The sequence below is a fragment of the Changpingibacter yushuensis genome, from assembly GCF_014041995.1.
Taxonomy (GTDB): Bacteria; Actinomycetota; Actinomycetes; order Actinomycetales; family Actinomycetaceae; genus Changpingibacter; species Changpingibacter yushuensis.
The window spans coordinates 2109887-2125560 of the sequence record NZ_CP059492.1 but is presented as its reverse complement, the minus strand read 5'-3'; the positions used below and the strand labels follow the sequence as shown (position 1 = coordinate 2125560).

Here is a 15674-nt window from a genome sequence, read left to right as displayed (position 1 = left end):
GTGGGGTGGTGGCCAGAACTACTTCTAGAAGAATGGGCTGTCGAACTCAGATTCGACGTCGTAACATCAGTTCAGTAGGTCCGGCCACCACATCTCCTAACTACCGGAACATGGTGTGTGTTGCCCGTGCCAGGATCTTCGGGTTCTTCTCGTAGTGATGGAGTTTGGTCAATGGAAGGTCGAGTCCTAGCAGTGTGTACACCGCTACCTGTGCAGCGCGAACCGAGTATTGCTCGGTGAACACCATGTCGAATGGCATTTCGCAGAACTGGCTAATGAATGCGAGATTCGTGGAACCCTTTGGCACAACCAAGGGTCTATCTGTGGTTGTCCTTCGGTTGAACAGCGCTGAAGCGTATGGAATGTGGGACGGTATGACGTTTATGACCGTCTCCATGAGTTCGTCAGTTCGTTCCGAGATGGGGTTCGCCGTCGAATCCAACTTTTGAAGGTGCCCCAAAGATTCCAAGAGCATCTCTCGGCCGGTCATCTCAATGAAGGGCTTCTTCACAAAGTCGCCAGTGTTGCGTGGGTATAGCACGTAACCCCAGAACACGCCTTCTTCAGGCTTTTGCGCATGGTAGTGGGGCTGATGGTGTACTACGAGGGAGAGCAGGCAGTTTGAGTCAACAAAAGTGTTGAGTGCATTTCCGGGCAGTTGCTTAGTGAGCCGCGAGATCTCATTGATAAGCGCGTGGTCTTTGGTTGTCACGGTGAAGCTTGTCCACTCTGACTGACTTCGATCGCCAAAGAACTTGTCTGGGTTTCCAAGGTTGTAGAAGTGCTGGGCCGCCTGTTTCCACAACAGCGCCGAAGGCGCGTAACGCATGTCCTCAACGATTGGTGTGTCGAGATCGCCAATAGAGGTGGAGTCAGTGATGGATCCATTGGTGTCAAACACAAGGTCGTCCTCTGTGAGTTCAATAGTCCCTTCCTTGTTAGCGTTGTCCACCTCCTCGTACTTCAGCCCAACAACGGTTATTTCATCGCGAAGGAGAGTGTCCTTGAATATGAACTCGGTGACCTTGCGGTTGGTGACGAATTGGACTCCGCGGTCTTTGAGCCACGCGCGCATCGGGAGGATCACTGATTCCTGCTGGTTGTAGGGCGTGCGGGTTACACCTTCTAGGGTGTTGATTCGCGAGAACTCGAGAATCATCCTGTTCATGTATCGCCGCAGTTCAGCCACTGAAGAGACCTTTTGAAAGGCGAAAGTGGTTTGCCACATCCACCAGAAGTTGGTGGTGAAGAAGTGCGGAGTCTCTTTGAACCACTCCTGAACCGACATGTCATCCAGTTCGGCTTCACGAGATTCGGGAAGCATCATCAGCTTTGTTAAGAGATACCGCTCCTTATTGGTGAACTGCATGTGGATGTAAGAGTTCGGGCCGTGGTCGCGCAGTCCATGCGAGTCAATGAGGCGTCCGATGTCCTTTGTGGGGTGGGCGTGATCGAAGTCCAGTATCTCCTTTGTGACGGAGATACTGGGGTTATCCAGTGACGGAACCGTGCCCATGACGTCCCAGAAGTTCTCATACGTCTCTTCATTGAGCATACGTCCGCCACGGTTGAGGAAGCCCGCGTTATTTGAGAGCGAGTGGTGCCCATACTCCGATTCGAAATCGGCCGCTGCTTGGCCATCGTTGGCTCCGTGCGTTTCGAGGCCCAGCATGGTGATCTGTTCGCCCTTCCAACCGCCGTCACGGATTAGGTAAATACCCGCCGCCAGATTTCCGATTCCTGTTCCGATCATGAATGCTCTGCGAGTCATTGGATGTCCCTTCTTGGAGTCTCTGTTCTATGGAATCGAGTGCGTGGCATGATCCCTGGTCTTAGAGACAACCGCCACACCTCGAAACGGACTATACTCCAAACGGAGCACACTCCAAATAGGACCTGCCGGGAAGGATGTGGTTCACGACGTCGTCGCTTCAGACAATGTGCGGGCATGGATTAAAATGTGCTCGAAGATAAGTGGCGCGAAACCGCTGCGATAGCGGGCAAAAAGGGGAGTACGGGGTGCCAAGTGGTGCAGACGAATGCGAAAACTGCGGCGGTGGTTGGGCTGACGCTTCGGGAACGAAAGAAGGCGGAGAAGCGTGATCGCATCATGGCCGCTGCGAGTGACCTCTTCGCCGAATTTGGATACGAGTCTGTTACCACAGCGCAAATTGCGGAAAGAGCTGACGTAGGCACGGGAACTCTGTTTCGTTATGCGGGTTCTAAGGCTGAGCTGCTGGTGGCAGTGATGAATGCAAAGTTCGAAGAAGGCGTGGCGCTGAGCCTGAATGAAACTAGCGAAACCGGGGACGTCACGGAAGCGATCCTAGGAATGCTGCATCCGCTTGCCCGTGAGTCTATGGAGCATCCCGAAAATATGATTGCCTACGAACGTGAGGCACTGTTCGGTTCTCCGGAGCGTCAGAACGCCGCGGCAAGTCAAGTGGCAAAGACGGAGGAAGCGATTCTCAGAATCCTCAGTTCACGCAAGGCCATGCCGCGGCATCCCGATCTGACACTTTCGGACCTCGCCCACACGATCTACGCCACAATCTTCGTTGACATTGTGAAGGTGGGGGCTGGGCATTCGGACGTGCGGGATCTGCCAGTGACTATCCGCAGGGCAGTTACGCTCCTGACCAAAGCTCTGATTCAGGAGCGTAACTAGCGCTGGATTTCAAAGGTGTGGCGTGGAAGGCTGGAATTCCACGTGTACCTCATGTGTGGACGCGGTGAATCCAGCCTGCAGGAGCGGTCCGCGCTTGCGAAGACCGCAGGGAAGCCGAAAGAGAAGCCTCTAAAGAAGTGACCGATAGATTGCCGCGATCTCCTCCGGGTTGGTCTTGCGCGGATTTCCACCCGTACACACGTCCGCATAGGCGGCTTCGGCTAATGACGGGATATCCGCTTCAGTGGCACCGATTGCACTGATGCTCGTCGGGTTGCCCAGCTTGATTGCGAAATCTCGGATGGCCGCGACGGTTTGTTCACGAACCTCCTCAATGGGAAGAGTCCGGGCGCCGTCAACTCCAAAGGCTTCACCGATCGCGCGATACTTCTCACCACTATTTGGAGCGTTGTACTCGAGTACGGCAGCCAACAGAATGCCGTTGGCGAGCCCATGCGGAGCGTTGAAGAACGCGCCCAGTGGATGCGACATTCCGTGCACCAGCCCGAGGCCAACATTGGAGTATCCCATACCAGCAATGTACTGGGCCATGGCCATCTGATCGGCGGCCTCCGGATCGCCGTCTGCCGCGGAAGGTAGAGCCGTCGCAATCATCTGAATCGCCTTGATATGGAACATATCTGACAGGTCAAATGCTCCGGCCGTTATGTAGCCTTCAATGGCATGAGTAAGTGCATCTAGCCCGGTGGACACCTTCAGCCCCCGGGGTGCTGAGGCCATCATCTCTGGGTCAACGATCGCGAGAATGGGAATATCGTGCGGATCCACGCACACGAACTTCCTCTTGTTTTCTGTATCCGTAATGACGTAGTTGATGGTGGTCTCCGAAGCGGTTCCCGCTGTTGTGGGAATGGCGATGATGGGAACAGAAGGGTTAGTTGTTGCCGCGGTTCCCTCCAACGACCGAACGTCTGAGAACTCGCGATTGTTTGCGATGATTCCAATTGCCTTGCACGTATCCTGAGGTGACCCACCGCCAATCGCAATGAGCACATCTGCTTTGGCCTCATCAAATGCCGCAAGCCCGGCCAAGACGTTTTCGATGGGAGGGTTGGGCTTGATGTCTGAGAAGACAACGTAAGGGAACGCTTCGTCGTCGAGCAAAGAGAGAACCTTCTGTGCCACTCCGGTCTCAATGAGTACGGGATCAGTGACAACGAAGGCCTTTGTGAACGAGCGGCGCCGAAGTTCGTTGGGTATTGCGGTGATGGCGCCAGGACCGAAGTACGCAGTCTGGTTCCAAACCATGCGGTTAATCATGTTTGTCCTCGCCTTTCAATGGTGTTCGAGCAGCGGTGCAACGAATCTCCACAACGATGTGGCACGAAACGCCGTCACGCATCGCCACTTTCAGGCTATTGAGGTGAACCTGCCATGTCATGGGCCAATGGTCGCCACCGCTCCGGAACGGAAGTGTGTGCACGAGTCAACCGGGTTGCGTGCAAGATGTGCAGCCGGATGCCGCCCGGCCAACGCTACGTAAGGAGCCCGGCAAGCGGTACGAAGATAGTGCGGTCAACGTTACGTAACTGACCGGGCAAACGGGGTACATGTACCCAGATCAACGAAACAACAAGCGCTGGCGAACGCTCACCGCATCACAGATGGGCAACCTCCGCATGAAGCGAAAGCTGCGCGGTTGTGCCGGGTGTGATGATGGGGCGGGCATCGCGGGCGCGTGCTGCTTCTACGCAGATAAACTGCGTCCAATCCTCGGCGTCCATATCTGCGCTCGCTGCCGATCCCGTTATGCCAGGATTCCATACCACCGCATTGGTGGCGTCGGGTGAAGAAATCTTGATTTCTCGCTGGTTCCCGGCATCTTGCAGCACGATCGGCGCGTCGAACGGATAGAAGCGGTCGACTGCTTGGCCGGTCAGAGCCTCAAAGGTGCCAGCTGGGATCGCTGCGTTGCTGTTCAGGCTGTCACGCCCACCCATCTCGATGCCACTAGCAACAAGGGCGCGCGCCTCCACTGCCCAGTACGCGTGGAGCGCGAGTTCTGGGCGGATCGTGTGATCTGACGTGTTGGTTGCACTGAGCTTCACCGACAGGCGCGCGCCGAGCCTTATCTCAAGCGTGAGGCTAACTTCAGTACTGAGTGGGGCTCCAACTCGTCCCTGAGGGAGTTCCAGTCTCACGACGACGTCGCCGTCGTCGGATTCATCGATCGACGTGAGTTCCCAATCCAGATTGCGGGCCCAGCCGTGACGGCCAGCATCTGACGGACCAAACCATGGGGCGATGACAGGTACACCTCCACGAATTGCCTGACCTGGTTCGAACTGAGAAGCGCTGCTCATGAAGAGCACGGGCGTATGGCCTGCAGGCTGCCATTGAGCCAGCTGCGCTCCTTGGATGTAGATCAGTGCGTTGACGCGTGGGGTGGAAATCACGAGGGCAGGCATAGCGTTGTGCGATTCCAGAGTTATCCCTGCGATGGGTCCATGAACAAACGGTAGTGAATCCACTGTGATTTCTTCGATTCTGTTCCACGTGCGTCTGAGTTCTCACTCGGGCGATGGGACGTGCGGGTGTAGCTAATGCCCACTCATCATGTCACAGAGGAGCCGCTCTGTGGTTCCGTGCACAGGTGGGACCGATTCCAAGATGCTGCCCGTTTGTCAGTAGAATGTTAGGTATGGCAACAACGAAGCTTCTCGCCAGTGTGGGCAAGGCTGTTCGAATTGTTGATTTCCTAGCACGAAGCGATGCGGACGGTGTTCCGTTGACACTTATTGCGCGAAGCTTGGATATCAACAAGACAACGGCTTACAACACGTTGGCCACTCTGCGTGAGTACACGTGGGTTGAACAGGACGAAGAGACTGGGTATTACCGTTTAGGGGAAGGCATTGGCCCCATCGCGTCCTACCACACCCATACGCAACGCATAGTTGACGAGCTGCACCCTGTACTTGTGGGAATCTCTCGGCGCTTCAATGAACTTGTTCACCTGGGTCGACTCACCGGAACCAGCATCATCTATTTGGACAAGGTAGAGCCGGACCGCGCTATTCGGGTGGTCTCCCGGATAGGCCGAGAGGCGGTTGCTGCACGCACAAGTCTGGGCCGCGCCCTCATCGCATCCTCACCCGAAGGCGAACGGTCGGTGGACTATTACCTGTCCGATCCATCTCTCAAGCTGGCACGCGAGGAGACGATCGATAGTTTGCGAGCGTCGCTGGAGTCCAATATTGAACTCTTTCCCACGCGCGGATGGACTCAGGAACTCGAAGAAAACGAGGCCGGCATCTGCTGCGTGGCAGTTCCGATTAGCCTGCCAGGTGGGGGAACGATGGCCATCTCAGTATCCACACCGACCGAACGCATGCCCGAGGAGCGGCGCGTTGAGTTCGCACGTGGCATCGCTGAGGAAGTTCGCATGCACGCAGATTCAATTGGTGTGAGTCTGTTCCACGATATTCGGTGACGTCGGGCGTGGATTCTGGCCATTGGGCTGTGACCTGGGCTGGGATTTGGGCTGAATTACGCGCCGTACTTGCGACTCTTACAGTCCTGCTCCGGTCAACCACGCGTCATAGACTTGCCCGCCAAGTTCTTCAAGGGCAGCGCCAAACGCCGCCGTGTCCCGGCGCAGGTCGCGCGGATCAATGCCATGCGCCGCAAGTTCGAACGCATTCCCGATGAACCACCTCTCCAGAGTGAGTGGGGAGACTTCGAGGTGAAACTGAAGTGCCAGCACGTTCTCCCCGCGCCGAAAAGCTTGGTTGTGGAAGAGCGGTGTAGACGCTAAGAGTTCGCAGCCTTCCGGAATGGCGAACTCGTCACCGTGCCAATGCAGCACGGGAGTTTCGCCCAACGTGCTTAACACGTTTCCGGATACGTCGGAAAAGGTGAGTGGCGCGAAGCCGATTTCGGTGCGTCCTGAGGACGAAACTTCTGCACCCAGTGCCGCTGCGATGAGCTGCCCGCCAAGGCACACGCCCAGAGTGGGAAGATTGAGGTCAAGCCTGCGCTCTAACCACGCGATTTCTTGGACGACGACGGGGTAGCGATCGGCGTCCGCGATACCAATTGGACCACCCAAAACAATTGCAAGCGACGCCGTGACATCGTCGGGCAGGGGGTCCACGCCCGCTTGGACTGTCTGGATAGTGAAGCCGCGGCCAAGCAGGATGGGTTCAATGATCCCAAGATCCTCGAATGCAACGTGTTGGACAACCAAGGCCGTCTTGTCCATTCCTTACCTCACTCACTTCGATACTGGCTGGCGGACTCTCATAGATGTGGGCTGACCTAGATGAGGCCGCCATGGGCAGAGTATGCCCACGCCACCGTGACGCTAGCTTAACTGCGGTCTCTGGTGGGAGAACGTGCGCGCACGCATAGATGGACATGCTTCGAATGAGGCTATTGGGCGGTTAGTCTATAGGTTAAGGTACTCGTTCCAGTCGAGTGCTCTGTGGAAAGGACTCTTCATGACTCAACCGCCAGTGCCACACGGACAGAATGTGCCTTCGGGCGATCAGCCAACTGGAGGTGGCCAGCACCAAGGGGCGCGGCCTCAACAGCCCTTCCAACAGCCTAGCGGGCAACCATATGGCCAACCCTATGGGCAAACGTACGGTCAGCAGGCCTCAGGTCAAGCATGGTCTAGCGCTCCGATGTACCCGCAGCCAACTCAGGATGATTCCGACAAGGGATTCTTTGGTGCACTCTTCGATTTTGAGTTCAAGAACTTTGTAACAATCAAAGTTGTCAAGATCGTTTACATCGTTGTGATCGTGCTGGCAGTTCTGGCGTGGATTGCCGCAGTTATTTCAGGTGCTAGTCGGTACGGATTCCTGGGATTCCTCGGCGCCCTAGTCTTCGGAGGGGTCGGGGCATTCCTGTACATTCTTCTGGCCAGAGTTGGGCTTGAGGTTTCTATCGCGCTCATTCGCACTGCTCAGAACACGAGCAAGATTGTGGAAAAGACCGACAAGAAGTAAACGTTCGATTGCCGCGAATGCCAAGCCCTCTTTGATTGGTGGTGCGAACCCCGGTCTTCTCGGGCCTCACGCGAGGCTGCCAGCGGTTTGTGAAGCGCTAGCAAGGATCACAAGCACAGCGATACGTATATACAAGAGTGGCGGGTGGGAAGATTCCCACCCGCCACTCGCGTTGAGGGCCGCGACAGTGTCGCAGCACGCTACCTGTTTCAGGCGGCGTAGCTCAGATGACCAAGTTCAGCGACGGCGCGCCGTGCGGCGTCCAGCCGGAACTGCGCGCGTTCTGCGCGTGAGGCCGATGCGAAGATGCCAAGCGTGGCAACTTCTGCTTCTGCAGACTTGAGTTCTGCCTCCGCATGGCGGAGCTGTTGAGTTGTATTGATATTCATTTCTTCTCCTCGTGGGCGGAGCGTTGAGGCTCCACGCCCGTTTTTTCCGTAGTCCCGCAGGTGAATGCGGGGCAGCGCAGGACTCAAGGAATGCCTTGAACCGGCGCGGGCAACCAGCAGCAAGTGCTGGTGCGCAATCTGTTGCGCGTGCTGTGCAAGTGAAAGTCCTGCTTGCGCAGGAGATTCACTGTACATCCACACAACGGGGTTTGGATAGTGGTTATTCCCAAAGTTTGAATTAGGGGGAAAGTGGCCTGAGCTCTCAGCATGTGCTGGGGTAGCCTTGGGTCATGGTTAGTGATACTTCATCAGTGCGGACCGAGTCCGATTCGATGGGGACAATTGACGTTCCCGCTGCACATTACTGGGGAGCGCAAACAGAACGTAGCCTCCACAACTTTGAAATCGGCCGCTCCACCTTCGTGTGGGGGCGTCCGATGATCCAGGCACTTGGAATACTCAAGAAGGCTGCTGCGCAAGCAAATGCACAGTTGGGGGAGCTTCCCGCGGACATTGCGGACCTCATACAGCAAGCGAGTGACGAGGTTATTTCGGGTGCTCTGGATGATGAGTTCCCGCTCGTCGTGTTCCAAACCGGCTCAGGTACTCAGTCGAACATGAACGCCAACGAGGTCATCTCTAACCGTGCGATCGAACTCGCAGGTGGCGTGATGGGCTCGAAGTCTCCAGTCCACCCCAACGATCACGTCAACCGTGGTCAGTCGTCAAATGACACGTTCCCAACTGCGATGCATATTGCGATTGTCAACGAACTCAACCTCAAGCTGTATCCCGATGTCCGTAAGCTTCGCGACACGCTGGCACGCAAAGCCGAGCAGTTTGGCGATGTGGTCATGGTTGGCAGGACCCACTTGCAAGACGCCACTCCAATTACATTGGGGCAAGTGATTTCTGGGTGGATTGCCCAGATCGATTTTGCAATCGAAGGAATCAAGTATTCTGATTCGCGCGCTCGCGAACTGGCAATTGGCGGCACGGCGGTAGGCACTGGGCTGAACTCTCATCCGGATTTTGGAAAGGTCGCTGCCCGGTATATCAGTGAAGAGACAGGCTTCAGTTTCAAGCAAGCTGGGAACCTTTTCGCCGCGCTTTCAGCGCACGATGCCTTGGTGCAAGTCTCTGGCTCACTGCGAGTACTTGCCGGTGCTTTGATGAAGATCGCGAATGATGTTCGCTGGTACGCTTCAGGGCCACGCAATGGAATCGGAGAGCTTCTTATTCCGGAGAATGAGCCGGGGAGTTCCATCATGCCGGGCAAGGTCAACCCCACTCAGTGTGAAGCGATGACGATGGTCGCCGTGAAGGTTTTTGGCAATGACGCAACCGTTGGGTTCGCGGGTTCACAGGGCAACTTCCAGCTGAATGTGTTCAAACCTGTGATGGCATGGGCGGTACTTGAGTCCATCGAGCTTATTGGAGACGCATGTGTGAGTTTCGAAGAGCACTGCGCCCGAGGAATTGAACCGAATCTGCCACAGATCAAGCACAATCTGGACATCAACCTCATGCAGGTGACGGCGCTCAATCGCCATATTGGATATGACAAAGCCTCGAAGATCGCGAAGAATGCTCACCTGAAGGGCATCTCGTTGCGCGAGTCTGCGATGGAACTGGAGTTTCTCTCAGCCGGCGAGTTTGACAAGTGGGTGGTCCCTGCACACATGACGCAGCCCACTCCAGCTGAAGAAGAGTAGTAGATCCGCGAGATTTGTTTGGGTAGGGGGTGTGCTTCCTGTGAAGTGCACCCCCTAGTTGCAGCTCATCTCCCCAACGGTATTGCGAGTGGCATCACCAACGGCGTCGGGCTGTGTGCAGTAGGCCGTTTCTGTGACAGGCATTTCACCGTCCGCTACTGCCGAGGTTTCTTCGCCAAAACCATGCCAGTGCTTAGCCTTCCACGGGATCTCACTGTCGCGTTCAGGTGGATGCGGCCCAGGCCGGAGCTGGTACATGATGAGGTCAACCATCTCCTCCGGCGTCTGTTCGAAGCCCGAGGTGATCCACTGATCCGTGATAGCGAAGGTTGTTGCGGCGTGTAGCGCGGTGCGGTAGCGGCTCACGAGGGTCTTGTCAGAGAGCCTCGCTATTGTCTCCTTGTACATATAGACGAAGAGGACGTAATCCAAATCGCGGGAGTAGATGAGCTGCAGAACGTCTTTGTAGGCAGACAAGCTCTTGAACTGCGTAATGAGATGTTCTTTGATGGCGGCTTGGTCCGCACGCTGGTAGGGGAGACGCAGCGCTTCGTGGTGTTCTGTCTGGGAGAAGATCACATCGAACTTGTATAAGAGGACGTCCTTCTTTGATGCGAAGTGCCTGTAGTAGGTGGCGCGCCCCACGTCCGCCCGATCCGTGATTTCGCTTACCGAGATCTCTGAGTATGGTTTCTCGGCGAGCAGCTCAAGAAGTGCATCTGCCATGCGATCCTTGAGATTCTCGGTTGTTCGGGCCTGGCGGGCCATGCGATTCATCCTCCTCGTAAAGCAGTGCACTGCTTTGTGTGAACGACTTCGTGATGTGTTCCTTTGACAGTATGCCACATTATTGGTACAACTGTCTCGTTGAAACAAATGTATATAAGAGTCACCTGTATCAGACGTCACGGGCGTCAAGGATGGACGAATGAAGATTTTTACGTATATAGGTAAGAGGGAGTGGGGTTTGGCCGTGATCGCGTTGTGCGCGATCGTGACGCAGGTCTACCTCGACCTCAAGTTGCCTGATTACATGCAGGACATCACCACCTTGATCGTCACGCCGAACTCCGAAATGAGTGACGTGCTTCAGCAGGGTGGATACATGTTGCTATGCGCGCTCGGCTCAATGTGCGCCGCTATCGTGACCGGCTTCTGCACCGCGATGATCGGTGCAACTCTGGCGAAGAACCTGCGTGGTGCAGTGTTCGACCAGACCATGGACTTCTCAATGGCAGAATCCAATCGGTTCTCGCTTTCGAGCCTCATCACCCGCTCCACCAACGACGTCACTCAGATTCAGATGTTCGTGGTCATGGGTCTGCAGATGGCGATTAAGTCACCGATTCTGGCCGTGTGGGCCATGACCAAGATCGCTGACAAGAACACCACGTGGACGATCGCAACGGCCATCACGGTAGTCATCGTTATGCTGTTCCTCGTTGTCATCATGAGTCTTGTGATGCCCAAGATGATGCGTATGCAGCGCATCACCGACGACCTCAACCGGGTCACCCGCGAACACCTTGACGGCTTGAGGGTTATCCGCGCATATAGCGCGCAAGGGTTCCACGCGAAGCGATTTGAGCATACAAACGACGAACTCACTGGAACGTCGATGTATGTCAACGCGACGATGGCGTTCCTCATGCCAGCGCTCACCTCAATCATGTCAGGATTGACTATTGCGATCTACGCACTGGGTGCGCACATGATCAACGATGCAGGTGCTCCAGAAGAACGCATGCTGCTGTTCTCGCAGATGATTGTGTTCTCTTCCTACGCAATGCAAGTCATTGGTGCGTTCATGATGCTCGCGGTAGTGTTCATCTTCTTCCCGCGCGCACGCGTTTCTTACCGTCGTATTAGCGAAGTGTTGCGTACAGACATCTCCATCAAAGATGGGCCGGTCACGCAATCTGGCGAGCGTGGGCTCGTAGAGTTCCGTAACGTCGATTTCCGTTATCCAGATGCCGACGACGACGCCATCCACGACGTATCGTTCACTGCACATCCTGGTGAGACGGTCGCGCTTATTGGTGCAACTGGATCGGGAAAGTCTTCGATCGTCAACCTCATCCCGCGCTTCTTCGATGTTCGCGGAGGAGAGATCTTGGTCGATGGTGTTGATGTACGTGAATGGAACCAGCGTCAACTCCGCAACCGCATCGCATACGTTCCCCAGAAGGCCACGTTGTTCTCGGGAACTGTCGCCTCCAATATTGATTACGGAACGGGATCCACGGAGATAACTCCGGCGGACATCGTTCAGGCGGCGCGCATTTCCGCTTCCTCTAAGTTCATCTCTCAGAAAGATGAGGGATATGGCGCTCACGTCTCCCAAGGCGGCACCAATTACTCCGGTGGTCAGAAGCAGCGGCTTTCCATAGCACGTGCGGTGGCACGTCAATCGGAGATCATGATTTTTGACGATTCCTTCTCTGCATTGGACTACCGAACGGACCGCGACGTGCGCGATGCACTTCGCACCGAAGCCAGCGAGGCCACCGTCATTATCGTGGCGCAACGAATTGGAACGGTTCGCAATGCTGATCGTATCCTCGTCGTCGACAAGGGACGGGTAGTCGGATCTGGTACCCACCAAGAACTCATGGATAACAACGCGGTGTATCGCGAGATTGCATTATCTCAACTCAGTGAGGAGGAACTGGCATGAGTACCTCTGCAGCAAGTGCTTCCGACGTCAAGACTCCAGAGCAGATCGAACTCGAGAATGAAATAGCAAGTGCTGCTGCCGGGCAGCGAGCTGCTGAAGAGGTTCGGCAGAAGCAACTGGAGTCCAGTGGCAACGCTGGCGGCGGCCATGGGCCGGGCAGAGGTCCCGGGTCTGGTGGGCACGGCCCGGGCGGGCGAGGTTCTAGCGGAGGGAAGCTGAGCGGTAAGGCCGTCTCGAATATCGGCCCCACGCTGAGCAAGATGCTTGTATTTGCGCGCGATTACTGGCCGCACATGATTCTGGCTGTGGTTCTGGCCGTGGTGGGTTCGGTGCTCAGCGTCATCACGCCGCACTACCTCCAGGACATCACCAACACGATAAGCGCAGGGTTGGCCTCATCCATCGATATGGATGAGATCCGGCGTTTGGTGATCATCACTGTATCTGTGCTGGTAGGGAGCTTCGTCTTCACCTACGTTCAAGCCCGCCTCATGGTGACGGCCACCCAGCGCACCTCACAGAACCTGCGTACGGCAATCAACACGAAGATTGATCGCATGCCTCTTTCGTACTTCGACCGAACGAGCCACGGCGATACTCTCTCGCGAGTAACGAACGATGTGGATACGCTTTCGCAGACTTTGAACAGTTCGGTGAGCACGATTATCACTGGCGTGGTCTCCATCCTTGGTTCAGCCATCATGATGTTTGCGACGGAATGGCGCATGGCGCTCTCTGGAATCGCAGCAGCAGTCGTGGGCTTTGCGCTGACCCTTATTGTCATGACGACCAGTCAGCAGTTCTTCGAGCGTCGCCAGCGTGAACTCGGTGCGCTCAATGGTCATATCGAAGAGACGCTCGCGGGCCACGTAGTAGTGCGTGCCTTCAACGCTGAACCCGTTGTGAAGGATGAGTTCAAGCGTCGCAACGACAAGCTCTATCAGAGCACTTGGCGCGCCGATTTCTTGGGCGGCATGATGATGCCAATCATGCAGTTCGTGGGCAACCTAGGCTACGTGGTGGTGTGCGTGGTCGGCGCAGTCTTGGTCATCAATGACACGATCTCGATCGGCGTGATCGTCTCCTTCATGATGTACATTCGCCTGTTCACGCAGCCGTTGGCAAACATCGCGCAGGCGGCTACTTCGTTCCAGAGCGCCTCTGCTGCAGGAACTCGCGTCTTTGAATTGCTTGACGAGGACGAAATGCCTGATGAGTCAGACAAGCCAGATCATGAGCATGAGGTGCGTGGCCACGTACGTTTCGAAGACGTTCATTTCAGCTATGTGCCGGGTAAGGAGATCATCCACGGATTCTCTGCAGATGTGTATCCAGGGCAGAAGGTCGCCATAGTCGGCCCAACCGGCGCTGGAAAGACAACCCTTGTCAATCTTCTGATGCGTTTCTACGACGTGGATTCAGGCGACATTTTCATTGACGAGGTTTCCACGTCAGACCTCAAGCGCGAAGATGTGGATTCGTTGTTCTCAATGGTCTTGCAGGATACGTGGCTCTTCAACGGGACTCTGCGCGAGAACCTTGTGTACCGCACGCCGGACGTGAGCGATGAACACCTGAAGGAAGTCGTTGAGGAAGTTGGATTGACCGAACTGGTGAAGCAGTTGCCGCACGGACTAGATACGGTGATGGGCGAGGAGAACTCGCTCTCCGCTGGCCAGAAGCAGCTTGTCACTATCGCTCGGGCGATGATTGCGGATAATCCGCTGCTCATCCTCGACGAGGCGACCTCTTCCATCGATACACGCACCGAAAAGATCATTCAAGATGCCATCGATACCTTGACGGAAGGGCGCACATCCTTTGTAATTGCGCACCGACTTTCGACAATTCGCAACGCAGACATCATCTTCGTGATGAAGGATGGCGACATTGTGGAGCTTGGCAAGCATGAGGAACTGTTGGCTCAAGCGGGCTTCTATGCAGACCTCTACAACTCGCAGTTCGATGTAGTTGAGTAAGGGCACGATCGAGTGATGAGGCCGCCGTGGCCTCCGTTCTAGTTCGGGGTGCCTGGTTGGCACGGAAGCTGGGCCGGTAGTCCGTGCCTTAGGTGCGGAACTCGAGTACTAAGGGAAGGCTGGCACGATGCGTGCCAGCCTTCCCTTATCTGCGTGTGCAGCACCTACCTTCTTGTCCCAGATGTGTCCCATGCCCCAATGGCCTGTGGAATATATGCCATGCGTGTAGTGTTGAGCTAAATAGTTAAACCTTGAACTAAATGGTGGTACGCAGTACTACCGCCCTAGAACAGTGGAGGATGCAGTGAACCAGGATCTGTTGCCGGCGGCCACCCGGATGGGACTCGTGGAACTGGATGTTCGCAATCTCGCGGCTATGTCCAGCTTCTATCACGAGGTCGTTGGCCTTGATGTCTTGAGCGAAGGAAACGGCCGTGTTGAACTGGGCCGCCAGCAGCCCGGATCGCTCACGGGTGGCACAACGGTTGTAGTCCTTCAAGAGGATCCGTCCCTTCCTCTGCGCCCGGAAGGTTCGGCAGGGCTCTTCCACACTGCGATTGTGTTCGAGAATCCTCGTGAACTGGCAGCAGCCGTTATTCGCATTGCTCAGAAGGTTCCTGAGTTGTTCACTGGTAGCGGGGATCATGCGGTATCTCAAGCTTTCTACCTAGATGATCCAGAAGGTAACGGCGTGGAGCTGTATGTGGATCGCCCCCGGGACACATGGAAATGGGACTCACGTGGTGTCTACATGACCACCGAGTACATCGATCCAAATGCCTTCGTCAACGATCACATGCCAGGTGCTGGCATCATGCTGCGCGAAGGCGGCAACGATCTGAGCTTGGGGCATGTGCACCTCCAAGTGGGTGACGTGGCCTCAGCCCACAGGTTCTACGTTGAAACGCTCGGATTTGAACAGACGTCACGAATGGGCAACTCCGCTCTCTTCGTTTCGGCTGGCGGTTACCACCACCATATGGCTATGAACACGTGGGGTAGTGCTGGGGCTGGTTTTCGGGCTCCGAGCCTCGGCCTTGGGCGGGTGGACGTGACAGTCCCAGATGACCAGGCGCTCGGCGCTGCGGCAGATCGCCTAGTGACTGCCGGGTTCGCTGTACGCAATGATGGAACAAGCGTAGAAACCAATGACCCATGGGGGAATACGGTCCGACTCGCGGTGTAACGCCAACTCCACAACTACAACTCAACTTGTCAAAACCCATGTGGCACTTCACATGCTCAGTGCTTGTGGCACTTCACATGCTCA

Annotated in this window: 12 protein-coding genes and 1 pseudogene; 7 read left to right on the top strand and 6 right to left on the bottom strand. The window is 55.8% G+C overall.

The genetic code is table 11. The features are described from left to right. Nucleotides 1-100: 100 nt before the first annotated feature. Nucleotides 101-1774, bottom strand: a pseudogene (locus H2O17_RS09270) (oleate hydratase); the annotation flags it as partial. A 186-nt stretch (nucleotides 1775-1960) separates the two neighbouring features. Between H2O17_RS09270 and H2O17_RS09265 the strand changes: the two are divergent. Beyond that, complete coding sequence (locus H2O17_RS09265; protein ID WP_220456752.1) at nucleotides 1961-2668, top strand: TetR/AcrR family transcriptional regulator; 708 nt, start codon at nucleotides 1961-1963, stop codon at nucleotides 2666-2668. Between the two features lie 129 nt (nucleotides 2669-2797). Here the strand turns inward: H2O17_RS09265 and fucO are convergent, their stop codons facing one another. Together fucO and H2O17_RS09255 are read right to left on the bottom strand one after the other, a co-directional pair. Next, entirely contained in the window at nucleotides 2798-3949 is a 1152-nt protein-coding gene (gene fucO, locus H2O17_RS09260; protein ID WP_182049412.1) for a lactaldehyde reductase, read from the bottom strand. A gap of 338 nt (nucleotides 3950-4287) precedes the next feature. Continuing rightward, a complete protein-coding gene (locus H2O17_RS09255) occupies nucleotides 4288-5160 on the bottom strand; it encodes a D-hexose-6-phosphate mutarotase (protein WP_246311214.1) in 873 nt (290 codons plus the stop codon). 170 nt (nucleotides 5161-5330) lie between these two features. Between H2O17_RS09255 and H2O17_RS09250 the strand changes: the two genes are divergently transcribed. Beyond that, nucleotides 5331-6122 carry an IclR family transcriptional regulator gene (locus H2O17_RS09250; protein ID WP_246311213.1) on the top strand — a complete coding sequence of 264 codons (792 nt, stop codon included), beginning with the start codon at nucleotides 5331-5333 and terminating at the stop codon, nucleotides 6120-6122. A 78-nt stretch (nucleotides 6123-6200) separates the two neighbouring features. Here H2O17_RS09250 and H2O17_RS09245 read toward each other — a convergent pair whose 3' ends face one another. After that, a complete protein-coding gene (locus tag H2O17_RS09245) occupies nucleotides 6201-6893 on the bottom strand; it encodes a glutamine amidotransferase (protein WP_182049410.1) in 693 nt (230 codons plus the stop codon). Between the two features lie 238 nt (nucleotides 6894-7131). Here H2O17_RS09245 and H2O17_RS09240 point away from each other — a divergent pair, with 238 nt between their 5' ends. Continuing rightward, nucleotides 7132-7644 carry a DUF4282 domain-containing protein gene (locus H2O17_RS09240; protein WP_182049409.1) on the top strand — a complete coding sequence of 171 codons (513 nt, stop codon included), beginning with the start codon at nucleotides 7132-7134 and terminating at the stop codon, nucleotides 7642-7644. A 209-nt stretch (nucleotides 7645-7853) separates the two neighbouring features. Here the strand turns inward: H2O17_RS09240 and H2O17_RS09235 are convergent, their stop codons facing one another. Next, a complete protein-coding gene (locus H2O17_RS09235; RefSeq protein WP_182049408.1) occupies nucleotides 7854-8033 on the bottom strand; it encodes a hypothetical protein in 180 nt (59 codons plus the stop codon). A 290-nt stretch (nucleotides 8034-8323) separates the two neighbouring features. On the opposite strand from H2O17_RS09235, the gene fumC reads away from it, so the two are divergent. Further along, nucleotides 8324-9748, top strand: coding sequence for a class II fumarate hydratase (gene fumC / locus H2O17_RS09230; protein WP_182049407.1), 1425 nt, complete (start codon nucleotides 8324-8326; stop codon nucleotides 9746-9748). 54 nt (nucleotides 9749-9802) lie between these two features. On the opposite strand, the gene H2O17_RS09225 is transcribed toward fumC, so the two are convergent. Then, on the bottom strand, nucleotides 9803-10516 hold the full coding sequence (locus tag H2O17_RS09225) for a TetR/AcrR family transcriptional regulator (RefSeq protein ID WP_182049406.1): 714 nt from the start codon (nucleotides 10514-10516) through the stop codon (nucleotides 9803-9805). A gap of 160 nt (nucleotides 10517-10676) precedes the next feature. On the opposite strand from H2O17_RS09225, the gene H2O17_RS09220 reads away from it, so the two are divergent. The 3 genes from H2O17_RS09220 to H2O17_RS09210 all read left to right on the top strand — a co-directional run bounded on the left by H2O17_RS09220 (nucleotide 10677) and on the right by H2O17_RS09210 (nucleotide 15590). Continuing rightward, nucleotides 10677-12425 carry an ABC transporter ATP-binding protein gene (locus H2O17_RS09220; RefSeq protein WP_182049405.1) on the top strand — a complete coding sequence of 583 codons (1749 nt, stop codon included), beginning with the start codon at nucleotides 10677-10679 and terminating at the stop codon, nucleotides 12423-12425. Beyond that, nucleotides 12422-14404: an ABC transporter ATP-binding protein gene (locus tag H2O17_RS09215; RefSeq protein ID WP_182049404.1), complete on the top strand. Its 1983-nt coding sequence runs from the start codon at nucleotides 12422-12424 to the stop codon at nucleotides 14402-14404. The genes H2O17_RS09220 and H2O17_RS09215 overlap by 4 nt, the downstream gene beginning before the upstream one ends. Before the next feature lie 304 nt (nucleotides 14405-14708). Beyond that, nucleotides 14709-15590 (top strand): VOC family protein, encoded by an 882-nt coding sequence (locus H2O17_RS09210; RefSeq protein ID WP_220456751.1) that lies wholly within the window; start codon nucleotides 14709-14711, stop codon nucleotides 15588-15590. Nucleotides 15591-15674 lie beyond the last annotated feature (84 nt).

Excerpts from the sequence above, each read along its gene's own strand:
- fucO (WP_182049412.1), bottom strand. The coding sequence starts at position 3,949 with ATGATTAACCGCATGGTTTGGAACCAGACTGCGTACTTCGGTCCTGGC.
- H2O17_RS09250 (WP_246311213.1), top strand. The coding sequence starts at position 5,331 with ATGGCAACAACGAAGCTTCTCGCCAGTGTGGGCAAGGCTGTTCGAATT.
- H2O17_RS09245 (WP_182049410.1), bottom strand. The coding sequence starts at position 6,893 with ATGGACAAGACGGCCTTGGTTGTCCAACACGTTGCATTCGAGGATCTT.
- H2O17_RS09240 (WP_182049409.1), top strand. The coding sequence starts at position 7,132 with ATGACTCAACCGCCAGTGCCACACGGACAGAATGTGCCTTCGGGCGAT.
- H2O17_RS09235 (WP_182049408.1), bottom strand. The coding sequence starts at position 8,033 with ATGAATATCAATACAACTCAACAGCTCCGCCATGCGGAGGCAGAACTC.
- fumC (WP_182049407.1), top strand. The coding sequence starts at position 8,324 with ATGGTTAGTGATACTTCATCAGTGCGGACCGAGTCCGATTCGATGGGG.
- H2O17_RS09225 (WP_182049406.1), bottom strand. The coding sequence starts at position 10,516 with ATGGCCCGCCAGGCCCGAACAACCGAGAATCTCAAGGATCGCATGGCA.
- H2O17_RS09220 (WP_182049405.1), top strand. The coding sequence starts at position 10,677 with ATGAAGATTTTTACGTATATAGGTAAGAGGGAGTGGGGTTTGGCCGTG.
- H2O17_RS09215 (WP_182049404.1), top strand. The coding sequence starts at position 12,422 with ATGAGTACCTCTGCAGCAAGTGCTTCCGACGTCAAGACTCCAGAGCAG.